The sequence below is a fragment of the Streptomyces sp. NPDC096040 genome, from assembly GCF_040303265.1.
In the GTDB taxonomy this organism is placed as follows: domain Bacteria; phylum Actinomycetota; class Actinomycetes; order Streptomycetales; family Streptomycetaceae; genus Streptomyces.
In genome coordinates this window covers 1-26,038 of sequence record NZ_JBEOTA010000032.1, presented here as the reverse complement: position 1 = coordinate 26,038, position 26,038 = coordinate 1, and the positions used below count along the sequence as shown (strand labels likewise).

General features: G+C 70.9%; 29 protein-coding genes and 1 pseudogene. 19 read left to right on the top strand and 11 right to left on the bottom strand.

Annotated elements, in window-relative coordinates; genetic code table 11:
* Window positions 1-28: 28 nt before the first annotated feature.
* Both ABTY98_RS33930 and ABTY98_RS33925 read left to right on the top strand, forming a co-directional pair.
* Window positions 29-280, top strand: a complete 252-nt coding sequence (locus tag ABTY98_RS33930; protein ID WP_352224925.1) for an NfeD C-terminal domain-containing protein — start codon at window positions 29-31, stop codon at window positions 278-280.
* A 12-nt stretch (window positions 281-292) separates the two neighbouring features.
* On the top strand, window positions 293-1,486 hold the full coding sequence (locus tag ABTY98_RS33925; protein WP_352224924.1) for an SPFH domain-containing protein: 1,194 nt from the start codon (window positions 293-295) through the stop codon (window positions 1,484-1,486).
* Window positions 1,487-2,039: 553 nt separating this feature from the next.
* On the opposite strand, the gene ABTY98_RS33920 is transcribed toward ABTY98_RS33925, so the two are convergent.
* From ABTY98_RS33920 to ABTY98_RS33910, 3 genes are all read right to left on the bottom strand, one after another.
* Window positions 2,040-2,192, bottom strand: a complete 153-nt coding sequence (locus tag ABTY98_RS33920; RefSeq protein WP_352224923.1) for a hypothetical protein — start codon at window positions 2,190-2,192, stop codon at window positions 2,040-2,042.
* 140 nt (window positions 2,193-2,332) lie between these two features.
* Window positions 2,333-2,665, bottom strand: a complete 333-nt coding sequence (locus tag ABTY98_RS33915) for a Clp protease/crotonase-like domain-containing protein (protein WP_352224922.1) — start codon at window positions 2,663-2,665, stop codon at window positions 2,333-2,335.
* Window positions 2,666-2,778: 113 nt separating this feature from the next.
* Entirely contained in the window at window positions 2,779-2,979 is a 201-nt protein-coding gene (locus tag ABTY98_RS33910) for a hypothetical protein (protein WP_352224921.1), read from the bottom strand.
* 319 nt (window positions 2,980-3,298) lie between these two features.
* Here ABTY98_RS33910 and ABTY98_RS33905 point away from each other — a divergent pair, with 319 nt between their 5' ends.
* Window positions 3,299-3,829, top strand: a complete 531-nt coding sequence (locus ABTY98_RS33905; RefSeq protein ID WP_352224920.1) for a hypothetical protein — start codon at window positions 3,299-3,301, stop codon at window positions 3,827-3,829.
* A 462-nt stretch (window positions 3,830-4,291) separates the two neighbouring features.
* Here the strand turns inward: ABTY98_RS33905 and ABTY98_RS33900 are convergent, their stop codons facing one another.
* Complete coding sequence (locus ABTY98_RS33900) at window positions 4,292-4,492, bottom strand: ferredoxin (RefSeq protein WP_352224987.1); 201 nt, start codon at window positions 4,490-4,492, stop codon at window positions 4,292-4,294.
* 56 nt (window positions 4,493-4,548) lie between these two features.
* Complete coding sequence (locus ABTY98_RS33895) at window positions 4,549-5,766, bottom strand: cytochrome P450 (protein WP_352224919.1); 1,218 nt, start codon at window positions 5,764-5,766, stop codon at window positions 4,549-4,551.
* Window positions 5,767-5,962: 196 nt separating this feature from the next.
* Between ABTY98_RS33895 and ABTY98_RS33890 the strand changes: the two genes are divergently transcribed.
* Entirely contained in the window at window positions 5,963-6,427 is a 465-nt protein-coding gene (locus ABTY98_RS33890) for a MarR family winged helix-turn-helix transcriptional regulator (RefSeq protein WP_352224918.1), read from the top strand.
* 76 nt (window positions 6,428-6,503) lie between these two features.
* On the opposite strand, the gene ABTY98_RS33885 is transcribed toward ABTY98_RS33890, so the two are convergent.
* Window positions 6,504-6,956, bottom strand: coding sequence for a MarR family winged helix-turn-helix transcriptional regulator (locus ABTY98_RS33885; protein WP_352224917.1), 453 nt, complete (start codon window positions 6,954-6,956; stop codon window positions 6,504-6,506).
* A gap of 187 nt (window positions 6,957-7,143) precedes the next feature.
* Here ABTY98_RS33885 and ABTY98_RS33880 point away from each other — a divergent pair, with 187 nt between their 5' ends.
* The 6 genes and pseudogenes from ABTY98_RS33880 (at window position 7,144) to ABTY98_RS33855 (ending at window position 13,907) form a co-directional block, all read left to right on the top strand.
* Window positions 7,144-7,878 carry an acetoacetate decarboxylase gene (locus ABTY98_RS33880; RefSeq protein WP_352224916.1) on the top strand — a complete coding sequence of 245 codons (735 nt, stop codon included), beginning with the start codon at window positions 7,144-7,146 and terminating at the stop codon, window positions 7,876-7,878.
* Between the two features lie 34 nt (window positions 7,879-7,912).
* Window positions 7,913-8,866: a 3-hydroxyacyl-CoA dehydrogenase NAD-binding domain-containing protein gene (locus ABTY98_RS33875; RefSeq protein WP_352224915.1), complete on the top strand. Its 954-nt coding sequence runs from the start codon at window positions 7,913-7,915 to the stop codon at window positions 8,864-8,866.
* Between the two features lie 75 nt (window positions 8,867-8,941).
* A complete protein-coding gene (locus ABTY98_RS33870) occupies window positions 8,942-10,471 on the top strand; it encodes a CoA transferase (protein WP_352224914.1) in 1,530 nt (509 codons plus the stop codon).
* 107 nt (window positions 10,472-10,578) lie between these two features.
* Window positions 10,579-11,982, top strand: a pseudogene (locus ABTY98_RS33865) (amidase); the annotation flags it as partial.
* Between the two features lie 97 nt (window positions 11,983-12,079).
* Window positions 12,080-12,283 (top strand): NfeD C-terminal domain-containing protein, encoded by a 204-nt coding sequence (locus ABTY98_RS33860; RefSeq protein WP_502994423.1) that lies wholly within the window; start codon window positions 12,080-12,082, stop codon window positions 12,281-12,283.
* A 133-nt stretch (window positions 12,284-12,416) separates the two neighbouring features.
* Window positions 12,417-13,907, top strand: a complete 1,491-nt coding sequence (locus ABTY98_RS33855) for a flotillin family protein (RefSeq protein ID WP_352224913.1) — start codon at window positions 12,417-12,419, stop codon at window positions 13,905-13,907.
* A gap of 52 nt (window positions 13,908-13,959) precedes the next feature.
* On the opposite strand, the gene ABTY98_RS33850 is transcribed toward ABTY98_RS33855, so the two are convergent.
* Window positions 13,960-14,373 (bottom strand): MarR family winged helix-turn-helix transcriptional regulator, encoded by a 414-nt coding sequence (locus ABTY98_RS33850; RefSeq protein ID WP_352224912.1) that lies wholly within the window; start codon window positions 14,371-14,373, stop codon window positions 13,960-13,962.
* 62 nt (window positions 14,374-14,435) lie between these two features.
* Between ABTY98_RS33850 and ABTY98_RS33845 the strand changes: the two genes are divergently transcribed.
* Together ABTY98_RS33845 and ABTY98_RS33840 are read left to right on the top strand one after the other, a co-directional pair.
* Window positions 14,436-15,236, top strand: a complete 801-nt coding sequence (locus ABTY98_RS33845) for an alpha/beta fold hydrolase (RefSeq protein WP_352224911.1) — start codon at window positions 14,436-14,438, stop codon at window positions 15,234-15,236.
* A gap of 19 nt (window positions 15,237-15,255) precedes the next feature.
* Window positions 15,256-15,705: a type II toxin-antitoxin system PemK/MazF family toxin gene (locus ABTY98_RS33840; protein WP_352224910.1), complete on the top strand. Its 450-nt coding sequence runs from the start codon at window positions 15,256-15,258 to the stop codon at window positions 15,703-15,705.
* An 86-nt stretch (window positions 15,706-15,791) separates the two neighbouring features.
* Here the strand turns inward: ABTY98_RS33840 and ABTY98_RS33835 are convergent, their stop codons facing one another.
* Window positions 15,792-16,619, bottom strand: a complete 828-nt coding sequence (locus ABTY98_RS33835; protein ID WP_352224909.1) for a TIGR02452 family protein — start codon at window positions 16,617-16,619, stop codon at window positions 15,792-15,794.
* Window positions 16,620-16,896: 277 nt separating this feature from the next.
* Here ABTY98_RS33835 and egtA point away from each other — a divergent pair, with 277 nt between their 5' ends.
* The 4 genes from egtA to egtD are packed head-to-tail and all read left to right on the top strand — an operon-like array spanning window position 16,897 to window position 21,345.
* On the top strand, window positions 16,897-18,225 hold the full coding sequence (gene egtA, locus ABTY98_RS33830) for an ergothioneine biosynthesis glutamate--cysteine ligase EgtA (protein WP_352224908.1): 1,329 nt from the start codon (window positions 16,897-16,899) through the stop codon (window positions 18,223-18,225).
* Window positions 18,222-19,553 carry an ergothioneine biosynthesis protein EgtB gene (egtB, locus tag ABTY98_RS33825; protein ID WP_352224906.1) on the top strand — a complete coding sequence of 444 codons (1,332 nt, stop codon included), beginning with the start codon at window positions 18,222-18,224 and terminating at the stop codon, window positions 19,551-19,553. Before egtA ends, egtB begins: the two co-directional genes overlap by 4 nt.
* Window positions 19,553-20,386 (top strand): ergothioneine biosynthesis protein EgtC, encoded by an 834-nt coding sequence (egtC, locus tag ABTY98_RS33820; RefSeq protein WP_352224905.1) that lies wholly within the window; start codon window positions 19,553-19,555, stop codon window positions 20,384-20,386. The genes egtB and egtC overlap by 1 nt, the downstream gene beginning before the upstream one ends.
* The gene (gene egtD / locus ABTY98_RS33815) at window positions 20,383-21,345 is read left to right on the top strand and encodes an L-histidine N(alpha)-methyltransferase (protein WP_352224904.1); all 963 of its coding nucleotides are present in this window, start codon (window positions 20,383-20,385) and stop codon (window positions 21,343-21,345) included. Before egtC ends, egtD begins: the two co-directional genes overlap by 4 nt.
* Window position 21,346: 1 nt before the next feature.
* Here the strand turns inward: egtD and ABTY98_RS33810 are convergent, their stop codons facing one another.
* A complete protein-coding gene (locus tag ABTY98_RS33810) occupies window positions 21,347-22,609 on the bottom strand; it encodes an extracellular solute-binding protein (protein WP_352224903.1) in 1,263 nt (420 codons plus the stop codon).
* A gap of 167 nt (window positions 22,610-22,776) precedes the next feature.
* Window positions 22,777-23,268, bottom strand: a complete 492-nt coding sequence (locus ABTY98_RS33805) for an FBP domain-containing protein (protein ID WP_352224902.1) — start codon at window positions 23,266-23,268, stop codon at window positions 22,777-22,779.
* A 71-nt stretch (window positions 23,269-23,339) separates the two neighbouring features.
* On the opposite strand from ABTY98_RS33805, the gene ABTY98_RS33800 reads away from it, so the two are divergent.
* From ABTY98_RS33800 to ABTY98_RS33790, 3 genes are all read left to right on the top strand, one after another.
* Window positions 23,340-23,909, top strand: coding sequence for a TetR/AcrR family transcriptional regulator (locus tag ABTY98_RS33800; RefSeq protein ID WP_352224901.1), 570 nt, complete (start codon window positions 23,340-23,342; stop codon window positions 23,907-23,909).
* 34 nt (window positions 23,910-23,943) lie between these two features.
* Window positions 23,944-25,122: a GDSL-type esterase/lipase family protein gene (locus ABTY98_RS33795; protein WP_352224900.1), complete on the top strand. Its 1,179-nt coding sequence runs from the start codon at window positions 23,944-23,946 to the stop codon at window positions 25,120-25,122.
* Window positions 25,123-25,200: 78 nt separating this feature from the next.
* A complete protein-coding gene (locus ABTY98_RS33790; protein ID WP_352224898.1) occupies window positions 25,201-25,416 on the top strand; it encodes a dodecin in 216 nt (71 codons plus the stop codon).
* A 27-nt stretch (window positions 25,417-25,443) separates the two neighbouring features.
* Here the strand turns inward: ABTY98_RS33790 and ABTY98_RS33785 are convergent, their stop codons facing one another.
* On the bottom strand, window positions 25,444-25,935 hold the full coding sequence (locus tag ABTY98_RS33785; protein ID WP_352224897.1) for a phosphatase domain-containing protein: 492 nt from the start codon (window positions 25,933-25,935) through the stop codon (window positions 25,444-25,446).
* Window positions 25,936-26,038 lie beyond the last annotated feature (103 nt).

Here is a 26,038-nt window from a genome sequence, read left to right as displayed (position 1 = left end):
TGGGCCAGAGCATAGGAAAGCAGGCGTGATGACGCCGGACGAAGCCGTGATCGGCTGTACCGGGCAGATACTGGTCGGAACCCGCGGTTCCGCGGGTCCCGGCGAGATCCTGGTGCGGGTCAGAGGCGGCTCGGAGACCTTTCTCGCCTGGTCCGAAGATCCCCTGCCCACGGGGGCGACGGTGCTCGTGATCGAGTCGCGTGGATGCCGTGAGGTCGGTGTCGTCGAGTGGGTGGATCCATTGGACGCGCTCGACGGCGACGCCGCGGGCGCAAGCTGAGGAGTAAGCAACATGTTCGGATACCGCGTTCCCGCTCCCGACGAGGCGATGCTGATCTCGGGGGGCCGGCGGGGACTGGGGGGCGCGCCGTTCCGAGTGGTGACGGGGCACGGCAAGTTCGTGCTTCCGGTCTTCCGTAAGACCCGTTTCCTCACGCTGGCGATGTGCGAGTCCGAGGTGACGGAGACCTGTGTGACCCGGCAGGGCATCGCGCTGAACGTCCGTGCCGTGATCGCGTTCAAGGTCGGCAACGACACCGAGAGCATCATCAACGCGGGCCAGCGGTTCCTCTCCGACCAGGAGCAGATGTCGGTCCTGACCGGCCGGATCTTCGCCGGTCACCTGCGGGCGATCATCGGCTCGATGACGGTCGAGGAGATCGTGACCGAGCGGCAGAAGCTGGCCGCCGAGGTCCTGGACACCTCCAAGACGGAGATGGCGAAGATCGGCCTGATCGTGGACTCGCTGCAGATCCAGTCGATCGACGACGGCGACACCGGCTACATCGACGCGATGTCCGCGCCGCACAAGGCGGCCATCCAGCGGCAGGCCCAGATCGCGCAGGCCCAGGCCACGCAGGCGTCCACCGAGGCGGAGCAGGCGGCGGCCCGCAACCAGGCCGAGTACGCCCGGCAGACCGCCATCGTCAAGGCCGAGTACTCGGCCGAGGTGGACCGCGCGCAGGCGCAGGCCGCGCAGGCCGGACCGCTGGCGCAGGCCCACGCCCAGCAGGAGGTGCTGGCCGCACAGACGGAACTGGCGCAGCGTCAGGCCAAGTTGCGTCAGCAGCAGCTGGTGTCCGAGGTCGTGCGGCCCGCCGAGGCCGAGGCCGAGCGGGTCAGGATCCTGGCCGCGGCCGAGGCGCAGCGTATGAAGATCCAGGCCGAGGCGGCGGCCTCCTACGACCGGGTCGCGCTCGACCGGATGCTGATCGACCAGCTCCCGCAGATCGTCAAGGAGGCGGCCGGCGGCCTGGCCGGCGCCAACGTCAACGTCCTCAACGGGGCGGACGGCCTGGGCGAGATCGCGGCGGGCCTGGTCTCCCAGGGCCTGACGATCCTCGACTCGGTCCGGCAGAACCTCGGCGGCCAGGAGGCCACCGAAGGGCGCCGGCCGGGGCCGGAGGAGAGCAAGGGTGCCGGGCTCCTTCAGCTGCACTCGGGCAAGGACAAGAAGGGGGACGACGGGCCGGTGGACCTCGACTGATCGCTCCGCGGGTGGGGCCGCGATGTGCCGTCGTTCGGCCGCGGCGCCGTTGTGGCTGGTCGCGCCCACGTGGCGGAGCCGCAAATCGACTCGGCCTCGTGCCCCTTTGGGCGCGTCTGGTCGGAGCCGTTGAAGGTGCTGACTTCCGGGACCGGGCGTCAGCCTGGTCCCAGGCGCCGGCCAGCGTGGCGTACCCGGCTGGTGGAGGACGGGTCGTGGGCCGCACGGCGGTTGCGGGCCGAGAAGGACGACTGGACGACGGCCAGGCCCAGACTCCCCGGAACCGTTCCGACTGCCCCGGTTGCAGCCGGCGGCCACGCTCGGTCCGACCAGGCTCTCGGAGGCGGGGGGCCGTCCCGCGTCGTGGTGTAGGGGATCAAGCGTTAAGTGTTCCGGTACGAGGCCCCTGGCGCTCTCCGAAGAGAGGGCCTTCCACGAGGTGCCCTGCTGAGGGGGGTTGAACGCCTGGTTCGGCGGAGTCACCGCCCCGGCCTGCGAATTCCGGTGCCTTGATCGGCTACACCACCGAGCGGGACGCCATCGGCGGGAGCGATCAGCGGGCACTCGGCGTGCGGGAAGTCCCGCGGCGGCTCCTCCCACGGCGCTCGTCACGCAGTTCCGCCTGGACCGGGATCTCGCCGCCGTCCTCCTCGTAGGCGGTGACGGTGACCGTTCGGCAGTACAGGGGAAGTTCGGGGCGGGTCATGCGGAGGCCTCGTCCAGACCGGCAAACCCGGACGGCCGACGTTCGATGAAGCTGAGCACGCCCTCGCGGTGGTCGGGGGCCCGCTTGGGCGCCGCCGGCAGGTCGCAGGCGTTGCCGTAGCCCACGAGCCGGGGCCGCAGTCAGGCCACCCCGTCCCCGGCGACCAGGCCGCGCGCCCTGAAGGTGGCGGCGAACTTCGCCTCCGGCGAAGCGCACATCACACATCGGCGCCTGGTTGAAGCCGATGCCAGGGCAGGCGCCGTTGACGGCCGCCACGACCGGCTTGGGAAGGTAATGGACCGGGTGCGTGGGGGCAGCCGGTCGGTGGGCCACGGCCGGGCACCCGACGACGCTCCGTCCAGCACGCTCATGTCCATCCCGGGGCAGAATTCGCGCGTCCAGGCGTTGTGCCGCTCGGGCCGGTTCAGGGTGAGCAGCATGACTCCGTCGTGGGTGAGCTCGGCGAGGATCACCGAGCTCACTCCCAGCACCTGGTAGCGGAGGGCCTGGCCGAACCAGCCGACTTCGGCAGGTTGATCGCCAAGCTCGACGAGTCCAGCCAGGACGACATCGTGTACAAAAACGCTCAGCAGCTGATCAGCCGCCGAGCGTCGCGGAACCCCACCTGGTGGGTGGCTGTTGCCAAGGCAGGCGACGACAGGCCCGACTCCGGTCCCATGAAGCCCAGTTGGTACGCAGCCCCGGCGCTGACGAAGAGCGCGGGCGACCCCGTGGACGGCAGGTTGCTGCCGACGTCGGGCCCGGCCACCGTGACAAACAGCCCCATGCTCGTACGGCAGGCCGCCGCCACCGCCGTATATCTGCTCGCCGCACGGATGGTCGGCCGGCCGAATCCGCCGCCCCTCGGCCACCGCCTCCGGCTTCCGCAGGCCCAAAGAACTGCGGGCGGGTCAACCCGCGTTGCAGCCGCACCCGTCCAGTATCCGCTGACGCGGTGCGCACCAGCCCATGCCGTGTTGGGCCATCAGAAACCGTTCGATTACAACGAATTCACGTTCGAGATCTACCCGCGTAGCCCTCCCCTGGAGTGTCATGGGCACGACGTCGTTCACACCACCGTGCTTCGTGCCTCAGGAGGCTCTCCCATGCGCTCCATCACCCGAATATCAACTGCCGGAGCTTGCTCTCTCGCCCTGGCGTTCAGCGGCCTCATCCTCGGCGTCAGCGCCGGTACCGCGCAGGCCAGCAGCTGCTCGCAGGCCTACCTGCCGCTGCCCGACTCCGGCTGTACACCCGGTTCGTACAACTCCGCCGTCACGCAGTCCACCATCGGCAGCACCATCTGTGTCTCGGGCTGGACGGCCACCGTTCGCCCGCCCACGTCGTACACCAACCCGCTCAAGGCACAGGGCATCATCGACTACGGCTACTCCGACACCAACATGTCGGACTACGAGGAGGACCACCTGGTACCCCTCGAACTGGGCGGCGCTCCTCGCGATCCCGGCAACCTGTGGCCCGAACCGCACTACGGGACCAAGACCGCGTACACCAAGGACGGCGTCGAGACCAAGCTCAAGAACGCGGTGTGCAACGGCACCATCACCTTGTCCGCCGCCCGTAGCGCCATCAGGACCAACTGGACCACGGCACTTCAGGTCACCGGCATCGGCTGAGCTCGACGGACCGTGGCCGGTGACGGACGTCACCGGCCACGGTCCGTGTCGACGTCCGGGGCGGCAACCCGCCCCCCGGGCGGATGGCTCAGAGAGGCCGGACAGCCCTGTCACTCGTACTGGGCGGGCAGTGTCGGTGTGTTGGCAGCAGGTCCCCGTACAGGCCGTGCAGACCGGCGACGGCGCCGGCGAGCCCCTCGGTGATGGTGGGCCGGCCGAAGGCGGTCGTCTCGCCCCCATCGAAGGGACGATCGCGAAGCCGAAGCCCACCGGCAGCGCAGTCGTCGGTCCACTGCCGGAAGTGCCCGCCGCGCTCCGGCGGGCGTGGCGGTGGGGCCGCGAGGGTGTCCACGGTGATGACGCCCCAGCCGGCAAGCACACGTCGGCGACGAACTGCCGTGCCGTCGCGCGCAACACGCCCTGCTCGTCGGTCAGCGCGAAATCCCCGGCCTCACCCGTGGGTCAGTCGGCCTCCCGGACGGTGATGGCGCCGGCCGGGCACACCGCTGCCGCCTCACGGACGGGAGCGGCCTGCTCCTCCGGGGGTGCGGGGGCGAGCAACACCACCGTGCCGTCGTCCTCTCGCTGGTCGAAGACCTCGGGTGCGGTCAGAACGCACTGCCCGGCCCCGCAGCATTTGGTCACGTCCACGCTGACCTTCATCGTCATCTCCCCGCCTCCACTCGTACGTCGTGGCGTTCCGGCCCCGGCGGGTCCGGTCACCAGCGGACGGGTACCGCGGTCAGGCCGCCGACCAGCAGTCCCTCGATGGGCCGCAGGTCGTCGACGGGTACCGCCAGCCGGAGCGTGGGAACCTTGCGGAGAAGCACCTCGAGGACCACCTGGAGTTCGGTGCGGGCGAGTGCCTGGCCCAGGCAGGAGTGCGGTCCGGCGCCGAAAGTGAGGTGGGGGTTGGGTGACCGGGTCAGGTCCATCTCGTCCGGGTCGGTGAAGGCGTCCTCGTCGCGGTTGGCGGCGGGCATGCTGCACACCACCGTGGTGCCGCCGGGCAGTACCTCGCCGCCCACCTCGACATCCTCGGTGAGGTAACGCCGCATCCCGAAGCCGAGGTTGGTGTCGTACCGCAGCGCCTCCTCGACGGCTGTCCGCACCAGCGAGGGGTCGGCCAGCAGACGCTCCCACCGGCCGCGGTCGGCCAGCAGCATGGCCACCATCTTGCCGATCATGTTGGCGGTGGTCTCGTGACCGGCGACCAGCAGTCCCATGGCGGTGCCGAGCAGTTCGGTGTCGGTCAGGCCCTCACCCTCCCCCTCGCTCTCCTTGATCAGCATGCTGATCAGGTCGTCGCCGGGTTCGGCGCGGGTGGCGGAGATATGCACCGTCAGGTACTTCCTGAACTCGGCCTGGGCGGCGGCGGCCTGCTCACCGGAGTAGCGGGTGACGTTGAGGAAGGCGTCCGACCAGTGCGAGAAGCGGTCCCGGTCCTCGGCGGGAACACCGAGGATGTCGCAGATGACGTAGACGGGGAGGGGAAAGCCCACGGCGGCCTTGAGGTCGCCGGGCTGTCCGCCCTCGATCAGGCCGTCGACCAGGGCCTCCGCGGTCCTCGTCATAGCGGGGCGCAGGGCGGTCATACGCTTGGCGGTGAAGTACTTGCCCACCTGCCGGCGCCACCGCTGATGCGGCTCGCCCTTCTCCGGCAGGGTCACCGCGCCCTCTCCGTCGGCGGCGGGACCACCGGCACCCCTGGGGGCGATCCGCGCGGCGCCGTCCTCCGGCCTCGGGCGCGTGAAGCGCGGGTCGGACAGCAGTGCCTTCACGTCGTCGTACCGGGTGAGGAACTTCGCCCGGTCTCCGCTGGGGAGCTCGACAGTGGCGACGGGGCACCGGCGTCGCAGTCCCTCCCATGCGACGGGCGGCTCCAGGGGGTTCTCGCTGGGCATCGGCAGTGGGAGGACCTGATCGTTGTCGGCCATCTGCGTCTCCTTGTGGGGAAGGAACTGCTCGCGGTCCGGCGGCTCCGCACGGGCCCGAAGGCCACCTGACGCACGCTATAGGCGACGTGCATCGTGCAACAAGTGTGCATCATGCACTTCCACGGAATGGTGCATTCCAGTCATAGGGTGGGGCGACATCGCCATCCGAGCACGAAGACACCGAGGAGAACGCGGGGTGGATGCCCACGAGGCGAGCCGACGGATCGAGCGGGAAATGCTGATCCTCGCGCGACACCAGGAGATGCGGGCACCGCGGGGCGCACGCGGCGGCGATCTGCTGGACCGCAGCGCCTATGTGCTGCTCAGCCGACTGGAGGTGCAGGGCCCGATGTCGATCCCGGACTTCGTCGAGGCATTCGGGCTGGCACCCTCCACCTTCACTCGGCAGACCTCCGCTCTGCTGCAGAACGGTCTCGTGGAGCGGACACTCGACCCAGACGGCGGGGTGGCCCGCAAATACCGGATCACCGAGGAAGGCAGAAAGCGCCTGTCCGAGCAGCGCGAGGAAATGGTCACCGGCCTGGTCCATGTCATCGGGAACTGGACACCCGAACGCCTCCAGCGCTTTATCGACGACCTCGAACAGTTCAACACCGACATCGAGCGCCTCACCGGCCGCCCCTGGCCCAGGCTCGAGTAGCTCGGGCGTCGTGCCGCCCGGCTCGGCTTCGGTCCCTTGATGATCTCTGACGCAGGACCGGGCCCTCCCGTCCGGATCAGCGGCTCGGTGCGTCCGCGGCGACGGCGGAGGCGGCCGCGTTGTAGCGGGCGAGGAGGGCGCGCAGGGCCTGGACCTCCTCCGTGGCCCAGCCGTCGGTGCGGGTGTCGACCTCCCGGTACATCAGGGCGTCGGCGCGGGCGAGCAGTTCCCGGCCGTGGTCGCTGGGACGGAGCAGCTGGGCTCGGTGGTTGTGCGGGTCGGCCTCGCGCACCACCAGGCCGGCGCGCTGCAGAGCGGCGACCTGGCGGCTGATCGTGGACTTGTTGAGGCCGTAGAGGCCGACCAGGTCTGCCGCACGAGCCCCGTCGCGTGCGGCCATCTCGGACAGCAGGGAGTAGTCGACGAAGCTCAGGTCCGGATGGAGCCGTTCGGCGTTGCCCCGGAAACGCCGGGAGAGAGTCACCAGCTCGCGGACGAGTCCCCGGAGCTCTGTGTCGTCGTCGGCCACGTACGCGTCCCTTCCTTGCAGCCCCCTACGGCCCGGGCTCCCGCCTCGGAGTTTCACTTTGCAACATACCGCGGACGGGTCTACAGTGACCGTGTTGCATTATGCAACTCACAGGACAGGTGTACAGCGTCTCGTCCCCTTAATGTCGTTATGTCAGCCACGGGGACGTGAGAGGCAGGCGAGAGCCATGCGAGTCGAGGACGTCGTCCACGCACCCAGCACACCGCTGGACGCCCCGGCCTTTCCGGCGGGTCCCTACCGGTTCACCGACCGCGAGTATCTGAACATCACCTACCGGACGGACCCCGGGGCCCTGGAGCGGCTCGTACCGGAGCCGCTGCGGGTGACCGAGCCGCTGGTCCGCTTCGAGGTCATGCGGATGCCGGACGTCACGGGGCTGGGCGACTACACGGAGTCGGGCCAGCTCGCCGTCGTCGAGTACGAGGGCGAGACAGGGGAGTACAGCCTGTCGATGTACGTGGACAACTTCCCCGCGATCGCCAGCGGACGGGAGATCGGCGCCTTCCCGAAGAAGCTAGGCCGGCCCCGGCTCTTCGTCGACCAGGACACTCTCGTCGGCACCCTGGACTACGGCTCGCTGCCCGTCGCCCGCGCGACGATGGGCTACAAGCACCGTCCGCTGGCCGCCGACAAGGCCCGCGAGGAGCTGACGCTGCCGACGTTCATGCTCAAGAAGCTTCCGCACTACGACGGTTCGCCACGTATCTGCGAACTCGTCCGTACCCAGATAGGCGATCTCACAGTCAAGGGCGCCTGGAGCGGGCCCGCCCGGCTGCAGCTGCTGGCCCACGCGCTGGCCCCGCTCGCGGACCTGCCGGTCCTGGAGGTCGTCTCCGCCTCGCACATCCTCACCGACCTGACCCTGGGCCGCGCTCGAGTCGTCCACGACTACTTGGCCTGACCGTCCCCCCACCGAAGAAGAGCAGGTGTCCCGCATGTCCGAGGACGACAGCATCGCCGGAATCCGCAAGGTCACCGTGGTCGGGGGTGGCGTCATCGGTGCCTCCTGGGCGGCGCTGTTCCTGGCCCGCGGCCTGTCCGTCACCGTCAGCGACCCGCAGCCCGGAGTCGACGAGGCCGTGCGCGCGTATATCGCGCGGGTCGCGCCCGAGTTGGAGGCGCTCGGGCTGGACACCTCGTCGCTCACCGCGCGGCTGTCCTTCGAGCCGGACCTGGCCACCGCGGTCCGCGAGACGGACCTGGTGCAGGAGAACGGCCCGGAGCGGCTGCAGGTCAAGCACGAGATCTGGCAGACCATCGAGAGCAGCGCACCGGCCGGTGCCCTGTTCGCCACCTCGACCTCGGGCATCCCCGCCACCGAGATCGCCACCGTCCTCAGGAACCCGGCCCGGCTCGTCGTCGGGCACCCCTTCAATCCGCCGCATCTGCTGCCGCTGGTGGAGGTCGTTCCGGGCGAGCGGACCTCGGCGGAGACGGTCGAACGCGCCCGTGCCTTCTACCGCGGCCTCGGCAAGCAGCCGCAGGTGCTGCGCAAGGAGGTGCCCGGCTTCGTCGCCAACCGGCTGCAGTCGGCGATCTTCCGTGAGTGTGTGCACCTGGTGAGCGAGGGCGTCGTCACCATGCAGGAGCTCGACGACATCGTTACCTCGTCCATCGGCCGGCGCTGGGCCGTCGCCGGGCCCTTCCGCTCCTTCCATCTCGGCGGCGGGGAGGGTGGACTGACGCACTTCATGGACCATTTCGGCGTGGGCATGGAGCGGCGCTGGGCCGACATGGCCCAGGAGAAGGTGGCCTTCGACGAGCCCACCAGACAGCTGCTGAGCGAGCAGGTCAAGGACTTCGGCGGCAGCGTCGACGAACTCGCCGCCGAACGCGACCGCAGGCAGATCGCCCTGATGCGCGCGCTCGGCGAGACGTTCGACGCCTGACCCGCCCTCTCCCCTCTCCCCCTCCCCACCATCCGGACATCCCCATCCCCCCACGACTCAGAGGTCGCAGCATCCATGAGCGCCGAAGAACTCACCGACCGCATCCAGAAGACCCTCGCCAACCCGTCCACCACGGACGACGGCTTCGACATCCACCAGGCCCTGCGCGAGGTCCTCTCCTCGGCCGGCCTCCACCCCGAGGACAGCGGCGGAAGGATCACCTTCATCGGGGCCGACCCCGTCGTGCCCAGCGTCATGCGCCTGGGCGCCGTTCCCGCCCTGGGCATGACCGCCAAGTCCGTCGCCCTGGCCGCCCTCTGGCGCCGGCGCACCGGCGAGGGCCAGGACATCACCATGGACCTGCGCAAGGCCCCGCACCGGCTGTGCCCCTTCTACGACAAGAAGTGGGAACTGCTCAACGGCTACCCCGGCGGCACACCCTCGGACCCGGCCAACCCGCTCGGTTTCGACTTCTACCAGACGCGCGACGACCGCTGGGTCATGCCGCTCAACCCCTACCCGAAGATCAAGAACACCGTCTACAAGCTGCTCCGCACCTGGCCCGAGAAGCAGGCCGTCGCGGACGCCGTCTCCAAGTGGAACGCCGCCGATCTGGAGCAGGCGGGCGACGAGATGGGCGTGGTGATGCCCATGCTGCGCACCGCCGAGGAGTTTCTCCGCGAGCCCGCGTACGAGTACATCGCACAGCAGCCGCTGATCAAGATCGAGAAGATCGGCGACAGCGAGCCCGAACCCCTGTCCGCCGCGGCCGCCCAGCCGCTCTCCGGCGTGCGCGCCCTGGGTATGGGCCACATCATCGCCGGCGCCGGGGTCGGCCGGGATCTGGCCCAGCACGGCGCGGACGTCCTGAACATCTGGCGCCCGAACGAGTTGGAGCACGACTCCACGTACAACACCGCCAACGTCGGCGTCCGCTCGACCACCATCGACCCCTACGCGCCTGAGGGACAGGCGAGGATCCGCGAGCTGCTGAGCGACGCAGACCTCTTCTACGCCAACCGCCGCCCCGGCTACCTGGAGAAGATCGGCCTCAGCGCCGAGGAGGCCGCGGCCGTCCGGCCCGGCATCATCCACATCAGCATCTCCCTCGCCGGCGAGACCGGCCCCTGGAGCCACCGCGTCGGCTTCGACCAGACCGCCGGCGCGGTCAGCGGCATCATGCTCATGGAGGGCGAGGACGGCGTCGCGGCCCGACCGACCAGCACCCCGGCGCTGCCGTACATCAGCGTCGTCAACGACTACGTGCTCTCCTGGCTGGCCACCACCGGTGCGCTCGCCGCGCTGATGCGCCGCGCCACCGACGGCGGCAGTTACCGCGTCACCCTCAACCTCACCCGTATCGCCACCTGGATCCTCAGCCTCGGCGTCTTCGACCGCGACTATGCCCACGCGACCGCCCTCAACCCCGACCCCGACTCCCCGCACGCCTACCTCGACCCCGACACCTTCACCGCCGACACCCCCTGCGGCCACTACCAGGGCGTCACCGACCAGATCATCATGACCCGCACCCCCGGCCACTTCCGCGAGATCCTGCTCCCCCGCGGCAGCAGCGCCCCACTATGGCTCCCCCGCCACAGCTGAACACGCAGCGCCCTTGCCCACGGGGCGCGGGCTGTGCGGAATCTGTACAGCGGGGGCCGCCACGACGTTACTCTCCGGCAGGCATCGTCTCCCGGAGGTGGGTTCTCATGGCGTACGACCGTTCCCCGGGCCTTGCCGAAACTGTAGGCGCCTTGGCGGAAGGCAAGTTGACGTCTCGTCAGCTGGTCGAGGAGTGTCTTGCGCGGATCGAGGTCACCCAGGGCTCCCTCAACGCCTTCCGGATCGTCCGCACTTCCGCCGCGCTCGCCGAAGCCGACGCCGCCGACCGGAAGTTGGCCGACGGGATGCGCCGTCCGCTGCTCGGGGTACCGGTCGAGGTGAAGGACGACACGGACGTGGCCGGCGAGCCGACCGCCTTCGGTTGCCGGGGCGACTTCCCGCCCGCGGCGGAGGACGGGGAGGCGGTACGACGGCTGCGCGCGGCAGGGGCGGTGATCATCGGCAAGACCAACACCTGTGAGCTGGGACAGTGGCCGTTCACCGAGGGTCCGGCCTTCGGGGCCACCCGTAATCCGTGGCAGCCGCAGCACACCCCCGGCGGATCCTCGGGCGGATCGGCGGCCGCCGTCGCGGCGGGGATCGTCCCGGCCGCGCTCGGCTCGGACGGCGCCGGATCCGTGCGCATCCCGGCCGCCTGGACCCATCTCATCGGGATCAAACCCCAGCGCGGCCGTATCTCCACCTGGCCGCGCGGCGAGTCCTTCCAGGGCATCACCGTCAACGGCACCCTGGCCCGCACGGTCGCCGACGCCGCGCTGCTGCTGGACGCGGCGAGCGGCAATCACCGCCAGGATCCGCACCGGCCAGGGGAGTTGACGGTTTCCGACGCGGTCGGCCGCGACCCCGGGCGGCTGCGTATCGCGCTCTCCCTGAAGCCGCCGTTCACCGCGCTGCCCGCCCGCCTCCAGCCGGACGTCCGAGCACGGGTGCTCGAACTCGCTGAGAAACTGGCTGCGTTGGGCCATACCGTCGAGGAGGCCGACCCGCCCTACGGCCAGATCGGGCTCACCTTCGTTCCGCGCGCCACGGTGGGGATCGCCGAACGCGTCCGCGAGCTACCGCGGCCCGCCCTGCTGGACAGCCGCACCCTGGAGGCGGCCCGGCTGGGCCGGCTGCTCGGCGGGCCCCCGCTGCGGGCCGCCCGCCGCGCGGAGGCGGCCTTGCGGCACAGAATCGGCGGCTTCTTCGCGTCGTACGACGCGATCCTCGCGCCGACCACGGCCGCTCCCCCGCCGCGCATCGGCGCGATGCTGGGGCTGGGCCAGTTCGCCACCGACCGGGCGATGATCGCCGCCTGCCCCTACGCCTGGCCGTGGAACGTCCCCGGGTGGCCGGGGGTCAATGTGCCCGCCGGGTTCGTGGGGGACGGGCTGCCGGTGGGCGCGCAGTTGCTCGGCCCGGCCGACAGCGAGCCACTGCTCGTGTCCGTCGCCGCCCAGCTGGAGGCCGAGCTGCGCTGGCACGAGCAGTGGCCGGCCCGGGCCGCGGTCACGGGCTCCCCCCGCCGTATGACCACCTGCGGTCGACGGCCTGCGGCTTTCCCGTGGCTTGGCCTGCCCGTACCCTCTGACCATGGACGATGCGTCGATGGTGGGGCTCATGGGGCGGGTCACCGGAACGATCGGGCCCGGGCTCGTCGGCGAGGTGATCGTCCGGGTGCGCGGGGGCGCCGAGCACTTCCTCGCGTACCCCGCCGACGGCGGCACCCGGATCGAGCGGGGCACGGTGGTGATGGTGGTCGAACACCTGCCGCCGAGAACGGTCTACGTCACACCCGCGTACGACAGTTGAGCGCGCTTCGTCCCAGGTGAGGGACGTGTGCGTCAAGATTGCAACAAGGATCCGTCAGCGTCTTCACCCCGCGCTCGCGCAGGCGCACACTCCCTTCGTTCGGTGCCGACAGGGCACCATCCAAAGGGGGCGTATGCCGATGGTCATCGGCGTCGTTGCGGGGGCGGCGGTCGTTGCCGTGCTCGTGTTGATCGGTCTGTTCAAGATGATGTGGCGGGTCGCCGAACCGAACGAGGCGCTCATCATCTCCGGTTCCAACCACCGGACCGAGGGCCTTGAGGCGGGCATGGGATTCCGCATCGTCACGGGGCGCGGCACGCTGGTGCTGCCCGGCGTGCAGGCGGTGCGCAAGCTCTCCCTCGATCTGAACGAGACCGAGTTGCACGTGGACTGCGCGACCACCCAGGGCATTCCGCTGAAGGTGCGGGGTGTGGTCATCTTCAAGGTGGGCGACGACTTCGTGTCGATCGCCAACGCGGCCCGCCGTTTCCTGGACCAGCAGAAGATGATGTCCGAGCGGGTGCACAACGTGTTCGCCGGTCATCTGCGGTCCATCGTGGGCGGGTTGACGGTCGAGGACATGATCCGCGACCGTGAGAAGCTCACCGGGCAGACCCGGGCCGCCTGTGGCACGGAGATGGAGAAGCTGGGGCTCATCGTCGATTCCCTGCAGATCCATGAGATCGAGGATCCGACCGGATACATCCAGAACCTGGCGATGCCGCACGCGGCCGCCGTCCAGCGGGACGCGCGGATCGCGCAGGCGGAGGCGAACCGTCTCGCCACCGAGGCGGAGCAGGCCTCGTTCGCCCGGATGGCGGAGGCCACCCGGGACAGCGAGATCCTCCAGGCCGGCTACCAGGCCGAGCGGGACAAGGCGGCGGCCAGCGCCAGGCAGTCCGGTCCGCTCGCCGACGCGGCCGCCCGGCAGGAGGTCGTGGTCCAGGAGACCCGGGTCGCCGAACTGGAGGCGCAGCGGCGGGAGCAGCAGCTCCAGGCGGACGTCCGCAAGCCGGCGGACGCCAAGGCCTATGAGAAGCGGACGCTGGCCGAGGCCGAGCGTGACGCGCGTATCTCGGCGGCCCAGGCAAAGGCGAAGGAGACGGAGCTGGCCGCGGCGGCCGAGGCGACCCGGGTCAAGACGGCCGCGGCCGCCGAGGCCGAGGCGACCAAGTCCCGGGGTGCGGCCGGCGCGGCCGCCACTCGGGCCACCGGTGAGGCCGAGGCGGCCGCCGCACAGGCCAGGGGTCTGGCGGAGGCCGAGGCGACCAAGGCCCAGGGTCTCGCGGAGGCGGAGGGCATCAAGGCCCGAGCCGCCGCCCTGGCCGAGAACCAGGAGGCGGTCGTCGCCCAGCAACTCGCCGAGAACTGGCCGGAGATCGTCAGGGCCGGCGCGTCCGCCTTCGGCAACGTCGACAACATGGTGTTGCTCAACGGTGCCGACGGTATGGGCGAGATGTTCGCCAAGGCGCTCACGATGGGCGGTACCGGACTGGGGCTGGCACGCCAGCTGCTGGCGTCGATGAACCAGAACGGGCAGGTCCCGAACGGGACTTCGCCGATTCTCAACGGGGTCGCGGCCCCGAAGACGCAGAAGGTTCCGGTGGAGCAGGACGGCGAGTAGCCGAGAGCGGGAGACAGGGGTGCCCCCGGCCGGACCGGGGGCACCTCCCTGCTCACTCCTGCTCGTTGAGTCGCCGCAACAGCTCCAGCAGGGTCGTGCGCTCCGCCGCCGTCAGCCCGGCGAAGCATCCGGCGAGGACCTCGCGGGCCACCCCGTGCCCGGCCGCCAGCACCCGCTCGCCGTCCGGGGTCAGATGGTGTTGGATGCGCCTTCCGTGGCCCGGCCGCCGTTCCACCAGGCCCTGTGCGGCCAGCCGGCCCACCAGCGTGCCGAAGGCCTGCTCGCTCTGGAAGGTGGCCGCGGCCAGCTCGCGCGCCGAGGCGCCCGGCGACCGGTCGATGGCGCGCAGCGCGTCCCACTGCGCGAGGGTGGTGCCGACGGCTGAGAGCGCGCTGTCCATCGCCCGGTGCTGCCGGTACTGGGCCTGTTTGACCGCTCTTCCGAGAACTTGCAGGTCATCGTGCATGGGCCAAGTCTAACCGATGACTAAGCTTGTTTATATAAAGATGTTTAGTTAGAGTCCTCGGCATGACGACGAACCGCACCGTCCAGGTGTATCCCGACCTGTCCATCTCCCTGACCGAGGCCGGTTCCGGCCGCCCGGTGCTCGTCCTGCACGGAGGCGGCGGCCCCGCCACCGTCGCCGGTCTCGCCGCCCGCCTCGCCGATTCCGGACGCACCCTCGTCCCGGTCCACCCCGGCTGGGACGGAACACCCCGCCCCGACTGGTTCACGAGCGTCGACGACCTCGCCCTCGCCTATCTGCATCTGCTCCAGGACAGCGAGTTGAGTGACGTCCTGGTGGTCGGCTCCTCGCTGGGCGGCCAACTCGCCGCCGAGATGGCGATACGCGACGCGGCGGGACTGATCACCGGTCTGGTCCTGATCAACGCGGTCGGCGCGGCCATCGAGGGCGAGACGGTCACCGACTTCTTCGCGCTGGATCCGCGCGCCCAGGCCGAACACTCCTGGCACGACCCGGACCGCTTCTACGTCGACCCGGCCACCCTCCCCGCCGCCGAACTAGCCCGCCGTCAGGCCAACATGGCGACCATGCGGCTGCTCACCGAAGGCGGCCGGATGACCAGTCCGAAGCTGCTGCCCCGGCTGGGCCGGGCGCCGCAGCCGGTGCTGGTGATCTGGGGCGAGAGCGACCGTGTCGTCACCCCCGCCTACGGAGCCGCCTACGCGAAGGCCTTCCCCCAGGGCCGGTTCGAGCCGATCCCGGGCGCCGGCCACCTTCCGCACATCGAACGCGCCGACATCACCGCCGAGTTGATCGAGTCGGAGCTGCGCCGCACCGGTACCCCGCCTGTTCTCGCAGGCTGAGGCCCCTTAGGGTGCCCTCGTGACTGCGCTTACCGACGACGAGAACATCCCCGGCCGTTACGGCCCCACCGCGACCGCCGAGGCCGACCCGCACGAGGTCGGCAGGGTGCGCACCGAATACTCCCCGGCCCACGACGGCGACCCCGATCCCGGTGAGATCGTGTGGACCTGGGTGCCCTTCGAGGAGAACGACGGCCGGGGCAAGGACCGGCCGGTGCTGGTCGTCGCCCGGGAGGCGGCCGGCACGCTGCTCGCCGTACAGCTGTCGAGCAAGCGACACGACCACGACCGCGAGTGGGTGGCGATCGGCAGCGGCCCCTGGGACCGGTCGGGACGCGACTCCTGGGTGGACGTGGACCGTGTACTGCGGCTGCACGAGGACGGCATGCGCCGGGAGGCGTGCGCGCTGGACCGGGGCCGTTTCAACCTCGTACGCAACCGGCTGCACGAGCGCTACGGCTGGAAGTGAGCCGCTAGGGGTTGCCGGGCGGATCACGCCGGCGTCGCGGGGTCTGGCACGCCCTCCCCCAGCACGCCTCCTCCGCCTTGCAGGCGTCAGCCGTCGAGGGCTGCCTGCTGGAAGGCCTCGGTGAAGGCCGCCCGGACCACCGATCCCGGCGTACGGTCCAGGACCCCGAACACCACGTGCTCGAAGGTCCGCTCGAACCGTCCGCCGGGGCCCAGCAGCCCCCGGAAGGCCCCCGCGACCTGCCGGGGGTCGTTCTGGAAGACCCCGCAGCCCCAGGCGCCGAGGACCAGCCGCCGGTAACCGTTCGCGGCCGCCACCTCCAGGACCCGCTCGGCCCGTACGGCGAGGGCGCCCGCCAGCTCACCGGCGCGTTCCGGCGTCGTACGACGGATCACGCCCGCGTTGGGCGCGGCGGACGTGAGGAAGCCCGCGCGGTAGGGCTCCTGGAGGAGGCCGCCGCGGTCGTCGCGGAAGACCGGGACGGCCGGGGAGTGGATCACCCGGTCCGAGTAGAACGGGTCACGGTGGGCGCGGTGGTGGTCGTAGAAGGCGCGGGCGTGCAACTGGCAGGCGTAGAGCGCGGAGGCGCGGCACAGCGCCTCCTCCTGCGCCTGGGCGCCGTTCAGATAGCCGCCGCCCGGATTGTGGGCCGAGGCGAAGTTCAGGACGGCGACCGGGGCGTCGGCCAGCCGGCGGGCGGCCTCCAAGCTGCTCTCGCCGGTGACCTCGACGACCGTCTCCACCGGGGCGGTCCGCGGGACCGGCACCGGTTCCGGGCCGTGGATCCGCGTCCCCGCCTGTACGGCGGCGATGTCGGCCGCCAGGAGGACCTCCCGGCCGTCGGGGGTCCGACAGGCCCCCGACGCCACGATCTTTTCGGTCTCCTGGGCGATCCCGCGCAGGCGCGCGCTCATGGCGCCACCCCCGTGGACGCCATGACCGCGGCCCGCGCGGTCTCCCCCGTCGTGCTCATGTACGCATCCTGGGCGATGCTGGTGATGCGGTGCAACGGAGTTTCCTGCACCCGAAACGGTTCCGAACGTGCAAGGAAGCAGAGGTTACCGATCTAGAACGTCCCGATAGGTGCCCTTGTGCGAATCGGCGCGAAGGTCTTGGGTGGAACGGACGTGCCGTCCCGGACCCATCCACGGCCGGGCCGGCGGCATGGTGGAATCTCAGGAGGATCCCTACATGTCCGACTCGATATCCGACGGCGGCGACTGTACCGACGGGTCGGTGAAAACCGACTTCTCGGACGACCGCACCGCCGTCACCGAAGCCGAGGTGGAGGCCCTGGTGAAGGGCATCTGCTTCAAGACCGGCCCGCCCCGCACGCTCGGGGTCGAAGTGGAATGGCTGGTTCACGAGCTGCGGCAGCCGCAGCTCCCCGTGACACCCGAAAGACTCGAAGCGGCCTACGCCGCACTGCGCACGGTGCCCCTCGGGTCGGCGCTCACCGTCGAACCCGGCGGCCAGCTGGAGCTGAGCTCGCCGCCCGCCGCCTCCCTGATGGAGTGCATCGGCACCGTATCCGCCGACCTGGACGCCGTCCGTACGGTCCTCGCCGAGCAGGGCCTCGGTCTCGTGGGCGCCGGTCACGATCCCTGGCACACACCCCGCCGCTTCCTGCGCGAACCGCGCTACGAGGCGATGGAGAGGTGCCTGGACCGGGCCGGTCCGGCGGGGCGCCACATGATGTGCAGCTCGGCCTCCGTGCAGGTCTGCCTGGACGCCGGCCATGAGGAGCCCGGCCCGCTGGGGCACACGCGCCGCTGGTGGCTGGCCCATCAGCTGGGCCCGGTCCTGGTGGCCGCCTTCGCGAACTCCCCCCTGGCGGGAGGCCGGCCCACCGGCTGGGTCTCCACCCGGCAGCTGCTGTGGATGGAGATCGACGCGGGCCGCGCGGGAGCGCCCCCGCTGGCCGGCGACCCGCGGACCTCCTGGGCCCGGCGTGTGCTGGACGCCCCGGTGATGTGCGTACGACGGGACAGCGGCCCCTGGGAGGTGCCCGAGGGCCTCACCTTCCGGGAGTGGACCCGGTCAGGGTCGCCCACCAGGGCGGATCTCGCGTACCACCTCACCACACTGTTCCCGCCGGTCCGGCCGCGCGGTCATCTGGAGCTGCGGATGATCGACGCACAGCCCGGCGACGACGGCTGGATCGTGCCGCTGGCGGTGACGGCGGCGCTGTTCGACGACGCGGAGGCCGCCGAGACCGCGTACCGGACGGTGAAACCGCTGGCCGAGCGGGCGGGGACACGGCCCGCCCCGCACAATCCGCTGTGGATCGACGCTGCCCGGACCGGGCTCGGCGACCCGGAGCTGCACGAGGCCGCCGTCGGCTGTTTCGCGGCGGCGCTGGAGGCCCTGCCGAGGCTGGGCGCGGCCCCCGAGGTCGTGGCCGCCGTGACGGCGTACTTCGACCGGTACGTCCTCAAGGGCCGCTGCCCGGCCGACGACCTGCTGGACCCCCTGCGCGGCACTTCGAGCCGCGCCCACGGGAAGGACATCCCCGCATGACCGCCCCCGAGACCGACATCGACATCGAGACCCTGCGGGACCGGGCCCTGAAGTCCCTGATCACGGCCCGGGACCGCACCACGCTCCTGACCAGCTGCGTAGAGGAGCCCGACCTCACCGCCCAGCATTCCCCGCTGATGTCCCCGCTGGTCTGGGACCTGGCGCACATCGGCAACCAGGAGGAGCTCTGGCTGCTGCGCAACGTCGGCGGCCGGGAGGCGATGCGCCCCGAGATCGACAGCCTCTACGACGCCTTCGAGCACCCGCGTTCCGAACGGCCCACGCTACCGCTGCTGCCGCCCGCCGAGGCCCGGCGCTATGCGGCGGAGGTGCGCGGCCGGGCCCTGGACCTGCTGGAGGGCTCGGCGTTCAGCGGCGGCACCAGGCTGACCGAGGCGGGCTTCGCCTTCGGGATGATCGCCCAGCACGAACAGCAGCATGACGAGACGATGCTGATCACCCATCAGCTCCGCAAGGGCCCCCAGGCCCTGACCGCCCCGGACCCGGACCCGGCGCCGCCGTTCACCGGTCCGGCCGAAGTCCTGGTCCCCGGCGGCCCGTTCACCATGGGCACCTCCACCGAACCATGGGCGCTGGACAACGAACGCCCCGCGCACCGACGGGAGGTGGCGCCCTACTGGATCGACACCACGCCGGTGACCAACGGCCAGTACCTGGCCTTCATCGAGGACGGCGGCTACGAGAACGAGCGCTGGTGGACGCCCGACGGCTGGGCACACATCCGGCAGCACTCGATCGTCGCCCCGCACTTCTGGCACCGTGAGGGCGGCCAGTGGCTGCGGCGCCGGTTCGGGGTCACCGAGGTCGTACCGCCGGAGGAGCCGGTGCTCCACGTGAGCTGGTACGAGGCGGACGCCTACGCCCGCTGGGCCGGGCGCCGGCTGCCCACCGAGGCCGAGTGGGAGAAGGCCGCCCGGCACCACCCCGGCGAGAACCGGTCCCGGCGCTACCCGTGGGGCGACGCCGAACCCGCACCGGCCCACGCCAACCTCGGCCAGCGGCATCTGCGTCCCGCACCGGCAGGCAGTTACCCGGAGGGCGAGTCACCGCTGGGCGTACGGCAGTTGATCGGTGACGTCTGGGAGTGGACGTCGAGCGACTTCCTCCCCTACCCCGGCTTCAGCGCCTTCCCGTACAAGGAGTACTCGGAGGTGTTCTTCGGCCCCGAGTACAAGGTGCTGCGCGGCGGTTCGTTCGCCGTGGACCCGGTGGCCTGCCGGGGGACGTTCCGCAACTGGGACTACCCGATCCGGCGGCAGATCTTCTCCGGCTTCCGCACCGCCCGTTCGGCCGCGGAGACCGCCTGATGTGCCGTCATCTGGCCTGTCTGGGAACCGAGGAGCCACTCGGCCGGCTCCTCGTGGAGCCCGAACACTCCCTCTACCGCCAGTCGTGGGCACCCCGGCGGCAGCGGTACGGGACGGTCAACGCCGACGGTTTTGGGGTGGGTTGGTACGCCCAGGAGGATCCGCAGCCGGCCCGCTACCGGCGGGCCGGACCGATCTGGGCCGACCAGTCCTTCGCCGACCTGGCCCGGGTCGTGCGCACCGGCGCCGTGCTCGCCGCCGTACGGGACGCGACCCTGGCGGGTGCGGACGCGGAGGCGGCGGCTGCCCCGTTCGCCGCGGGCCGCTGGCTGTTCAGCCACAACGGGGCGATCCCCGGCTGGCCGCGGTCGGTGGCATCCCTCGTCCCGCTACTGCCCCCGGCCGACCTGCTGTCGATGGAGGCGCGCACGGATTCGGCGTTCGTCTGGGCGCTGGCTCTGCACCGGCTGCGGTCCGGCACGCCGCCGGGCCCAGCCCTTGCCGAAACGGTTCTCCAGATCGCCGAGGCGGCCCCGACCGCGCGGCTGAACCTCCTGCTCACCGACGGCGAGACCATCGCCGCCACCGCCTGGGGCGACAGCCTCTACCACCTCTCGGAACCCGGCCACCGCGTCGTCGTCGCCTCCGAGCCGTACGACGACGACCCGCGCTGGCGGGAGGTACCCGACCGCACGCTGCTCGTCGCGAGCCGCCGGGCCGTCACCCTCGCCCCGGTCGAGAAGCCGGGCGAGGACGGTCCGGCCCAGGACGAATCGGTCGAGAAACCGGGCGAGGCCCCGGCATCCGTATCCCCGAAGGAGCCCTGTACGTGAGTCCCCTCCGTGTCACCCGCACCCTTCCCGAGGACGCGACGGACGCCGCGCTGCGCGCCGACGTCCTGAACGGCCTCACGGCCACGCCCAAGTCGCTGCCGCCGAAGTGGTTCTACGACGCCCGGGGCAGCGAGCTGTTCGAGCAGATCACCGAACTGCCCGAGTACTACCCCACCCGGGCCGAGCGGGAGATCCTGCTCGCCCGGTCCGGCGAGATCGCCGCCGTGAGCGGTGCCCGCACCCTGGTGGAGCTGGGCTCCGGCTCCTCCGAGAAGACCCGTCTGCTGATCGACGCGCTCACCTCCCTCGAGGTGTACGTCCCGGTCGACGTCAGCGAGAGCGCCCTCACCCAGGCCGGGCAGGCGCTCATCGAGGAGCGGCCGGGGCTGTCGGTGCACGCCCTGATCGCCGACTTCACCGGCCGGATGAGCCTGCCCGAGACCCCGGGGCCGCGGCTGCTGGCGTTCCTCGGCGGCACGATCGGCAATCTGCTGCCCGCCGAGCGGGCCCGGTTCCTGGCCTCGGTCCGGGGGCTGCTCGCGCCCGGTGACGCGCTGCTCCTCGGCACCGACCTGGTCAAGGACAAGGAGGTACTGGTCCGGGCGTACGACGACGCGGCCGGGGTGACGGCCGAGTTCAACAAGAACGTCCTGGCGGTCGTCGACCGGGAGCTGGGCGCCGACTTCGACCCGGACACCTTCGACCATGTCGCCCTGTGGGACGCGGACGAGGAGTGGATCGAGATGCGGCTGCGCTCCCGTGTCGCGCAGACCGTGAAGGTGCCCGCACTGGACCTGGCCGTGGAGTTCGCTGCGGGCGAGGAGCTGCGCACCGAGGTGTCGGCGAAGTTCCGGCGGGACGGAGTGACCGCGGAACTTGCCGCCGCCGGGCTTGAGTTGACCAACTGGTGGACCGACTCGCAGGGCCGCTTCGCGCTCTCCCTCAGCGTGGCCCGCTGAGTCATCCGAAGCCCGGCGCGAGAAGTTCGCTGATCCGCCGGGAGGCGCGGCGGGCCTCGGTCGCGGGGTCCGCTCCGCCGAGCACTTCGGTCATATAGCCCTTGATCGGGTTGTCGGCCTCGACCGCCGGCCAGTCCGGGGTGTGGGGGGTCGCCCGTCCCCGCGCGGCTCCCGCCGCCATGGCGGCGACCCCCTCCGCCCCGGCGACCGCGCCCGCCAGCGTGGTCTTGTTGGGCACGTAGTTCATGGTGCGGGCCAGTTCGGTGTCCCACTTGGCACCGGTGAGTGCGCCGACGACGGCGGTCGCGTCGTAGGGCCGGTCGGTGTTCTGCGGTACGACGAGGTCGGAGCCGCCGGTGAAGACGGCGCCGGGGTGCTCGGCCGTGAGCCCCGGCACCGGGAAGTAGCCGATCTCGTCCTTGAGTTCGGGGTTCTCCTGCACGATGGACTGGGCGAGTCCGGGCACCGCGACGATCTGTGCGACCTGACCGCCCGCGAACACCTGGGCCTGGGGCGGGTGTTCCTCGTCGGCGTCCACGGGTCCCTTGCCGAGGGCCTGGAGCCGCCGGTAGAAGTCCATCCCGCGCAGGGCGGCCGGACTGTCCAGGGCGCCCTTCCAGCCGGCGTCCGTCTCCTCCGCGAGATCCCCGCCCTCGTCCCAGACGAACCCGGAGAGCGTGTACCAGTCCTGCCCGGCGAGGTAGATCCCCTGGTTCCCGCCCGAGTTGAGCTTCCCGGTGTCGGCCAGCCACTCGTCACGGGTCCTGGGCGGGGAGGTGATGCCGGCCTTCTCGAAGAGGTCCTTGCGGTAGATGACGACACGGTTGGCCGCGTACCAGGGGATGCCGTACTGACGGGAGTCGTCCCGGCCGGGTTCGGCGAGGCCGGGCAGCCAGTGTTCCTTGCCCCAGTCCCGCATCGACTCCAGCGTGAGGTCGGTGAGCCGGCCGCCCTCGACGTACTGCGGGACCTGGGTGTTGCCGACCTCGATGACATCGGGACCGTCCGCGGAGTCGGACTTGAGCGCCGTCTGCACCTTGTCCACGATCCCGGTCCACTGCTGGATACGGATGTCCAGGCGGATGCCCTCGTGGGTGCGCTCGAAGTCCGCGGTGAACCGGCGCAGGAACTCCTGCGACGCGCTGTTCTGCATCAGCCACACCGTGACCGTGTGCCGGCCGCCCGCTCCGCCCGGCAGGACGCCACAGGCGCTGAGCAGCGCGGCGGACACACAGACGAGGGCGAGCGGGCGACGACGTCTCACGAGGGGTTCCTGTTCTGTCTGGCGGACAGGGGAGAAGGCCCGACGTGGGGGAACGAGCACGGGTGCTCGTACGGGTGTACGGGATTTTGGTATGGACCAATGGGCCGGGTCAAGGCCTGGCAACACTGCCCGTCGATTCGCCACCACGGGCGGTCAGGCCGGTCGCCTTATGCGGTGACCCTGGCGATGAACGCCGTGAGGTTCGCGACGGTTCGCTCGATCTTCTCCTCCAAGGTGAGCGACTCGGGCAGGCGTGAACCGACGCCCGCGTCCTTCTTGCCCCGTACGTACAGCGGGCAGGCGAGGTCGCTGCACAGGTAGACGCCCACGGAGTTTCCCTGCTGCCCGGCCTTGCCGGCTTTCGCGGCGACCATCAACGAGACGCCTCCGGTGTGGGTGGTCAGGCATATCGAGCACATGCTGCGCCGCGCCTGCCAGGAGGTGGCGCCGGAGCCGCGCAGGGCGAGCGCCACAGGGCGGTCGCCCAGCTCGACGGCGAGGTAGGCGCGGTCGGGAGCCTGTGGGTCCCGCCAGCCGAGGAAGTCCAGGTCGTCCCACGGTCGCTCGGCCAGGTCGTGGGGGACGGACAGGCGCTTGGCCTCGCCCTTGGTGCAGTTCACGAAGGCGGTGCGGATCTCCCGCTCACTCAGGGGTCTCATGAGCGGCAGGCTAATTTGCCTAAAAGCCTTAGGCAAATGCTTTATTGTTGTCGCTGGATAGGAGGAAGGTTATGGTGAGAGCAGGCCTGACCCCGGAGCGGCTGACCCTTGCGGGGGCGGAGCTGGCCGACGAGGTCGGCTTCGACCAGGTGACCGTCTCGGCACTCGCCCGGCGGTTCGACGTCAAGGTCGCGAGTCTGTACTCGCACCTGAAGAACTCCCAGGAACTCAGGACCAGGATCGCCCTGTTCGCCCTGGAGGAACTCGCCGACCGGGTCGCCGACGCCCTGGCGGGGCGGGCCGGCAAGGACGCCCTGGCCGCGTTCGCGGACGCCTACCGCGACTACGCCCGGGAACACCCCGGCCGGTACGCCGCCGCCCGACTCCGGCTCGATCCCGAGACGGCGGCCGCCAGTGCCGGGGTGCGGCACTCCCAGATGACGCGGGCGATCCTGCGCGGCTACGACCTGACAGAGCCCGACCAGACGCACGCGGTCCGGATGCTGGGCAGCGTCTTCCACGGCTACGTCAGCCTGGAGCTGGCCGGGGGTTTCGAGCACAGCACCCCGGACGCGCAGGAATCGTGGGCCTGGGTCGTGGACTCCCTCGACGCCCTGCTGCGGAACCGGGCCACCTGCTGAACCGTCCGGACATATCGATCAACAGGCTGAGGCAATGAACACCGAACGCGACTGGATCACCACCCCTGTCACCGTGGACCTCCTGCGCGGCTTCCTCGACGTGGAAGCGACCGCGCACGGACTGCTGCCGCATCGGCTGCCCGCCCGGGCGCGCCGGCAGATCCCCGACAGCCAACTGGCCCTGGCCGAGGCCCAGCCCTCCGGCGTGCGGCTGGTCTTCCGTACCCGGGCCACCACCGTCGAACTGGACACGCTCCCCACCAAACGGGTGTACCGAGGGTTCCCCGCCCCGGCGGACGGCGTGTACGACCTGCTGGTCGACGGCCGCCTCACGGCCCAGGCCACGGTGGCCGGCGGCAACGTACACACGATCACCGACCTTTTCACCCAGTCCGCCGAGCTGACGGAGGGTCCCGCCGGCACCGCCCGTTTCACCGGTCTGCCCGCCGGTGACAAGGACATCGAGATCTGGCTTCCGCACACGGAGATCACCGAGCTGATCGCCCTGCGCACCGACGCCCCCGTCGAGCAGGCACCGGCACGCGGGCGCCGGGTGTGGCTGCACCACGGCAGTTCCATCAGCCACGGCTCGAACGCCACGCATCCGACCGCCATCTGGCCGGCCCTGGCAGCCGCCCAGGGCGAAGTGGAGCTGGTCAACATGGGGTTCAGTGGCAGTGCGCTGCTGGACCCGTTCACCGCCCGTGCGATGCGGGACACCTCCGCGGACCTGATCAGCGTGAAGATCGGCATCAATGTCGTCAACGCGGACGCCATGCGCCTGCGCGCCTTCACCCCTGCGGTCCACGGCTTCCTGGACACCGTGCGCGAGGGGCATCCGACCACGCCGCTGCTGGTCGTGTCCGCCCTCCTGTGCCCGGTCCAGGAGGACACTCCCGGACCGCTCGCGCCCGACTTCGACGGCGGAACCCTGCGGTTCAGGGCGACGGGCGATCCCGCCGAACGCGCCGCCGGGCGCCTGACGCTCAACGTCGTCCGTGACGAACTCGCCCGGACAGTCGAACAGCGCGCGGCCGACGATCCGAACCTGCACTACCTCGACGGCCGTGACCTGTACGGCGAACGGGACTACGCGGAATTCCCGCTGCCCGACGAGGTCCACCCCGATCCGGCGGGACACCGCCGCATCGCCGAGAACTTCGCGCGGCTCGCGTTCGGGGTCGGCGGCCCCTTCGCCGTCGCGACCGGCTGACCGCGATCACGATCACCGACGCCTCGCGCTCCGCCTCCGGATGCGGCACCTTGGAGTGACGACGAGAGGAGCATCCAGATGCCGAACAACACCTACCGGGTCACCGAGATCGTCGGCACCTCGCACGAGGGCATCGACCAGGCCATCCGCAACGGTGTCGCACGCGCCAACCAGACCCTGCGCAACCTGGACTGGTTCGAGGTGACACAGGTCAGGGGCCAGATCGAGAACGGGCAGATCGAGCACTACCAGGTGGGCCTGAAGGTGGGCTTCCGTCTCGAGGACGAGGACTGACGACGGCGGGCCCCGGGCCGGACGGGGTCAGGTCCGCCCCTCTCCCTCCTGGGCCTGCTCCAGCGCGGCCGAGCGCTCGGCCCAGCGGGCCCGGACCACGGTGAATCCGGCCCGTTCGGCGTCGTCGCACACCAGCTCGTCGTCATCGACCAGGACACGGACCTCACGTCGTTCGGCGAGGCGGCGCAGGATCTCCAGTTTGGTGTGCCGGGCGGCCCTGCGGTCGGCGTTGCGCCGCATGTGCACACGCCCCTCGGGCAGCCCGTGGGCGGCGAGCCAGTCCAGGGTGTCGCGACGGCAGCGGTCGGGCCGCCCGGTGAGATAGACGATCTCGCACTCCTGCGCGGTCGCCACGGCCAGCGCGATCCCTTCGGCGAGCGGCGGGTCGTGCGGCGCGGCCGCGAAGAACGCGTCCCAGTCCCGGGGCGTACGCTCCAGGAACCGCTGCCGGTGCGCGGTGTCGGCGAGAGTGTTGTCGATGTCGAACACGGCGATCGGACGCTTGCTGCTGTCGGTCACGCGGTAACCCTAGACGAGTCTTTCCGAACACGGTCAGTGGTCATAGGCGGTCAGTGAGCGGCTGACCGCCTGCCCGGTCTGGAAGTTGTGCCAGATCGCGGCG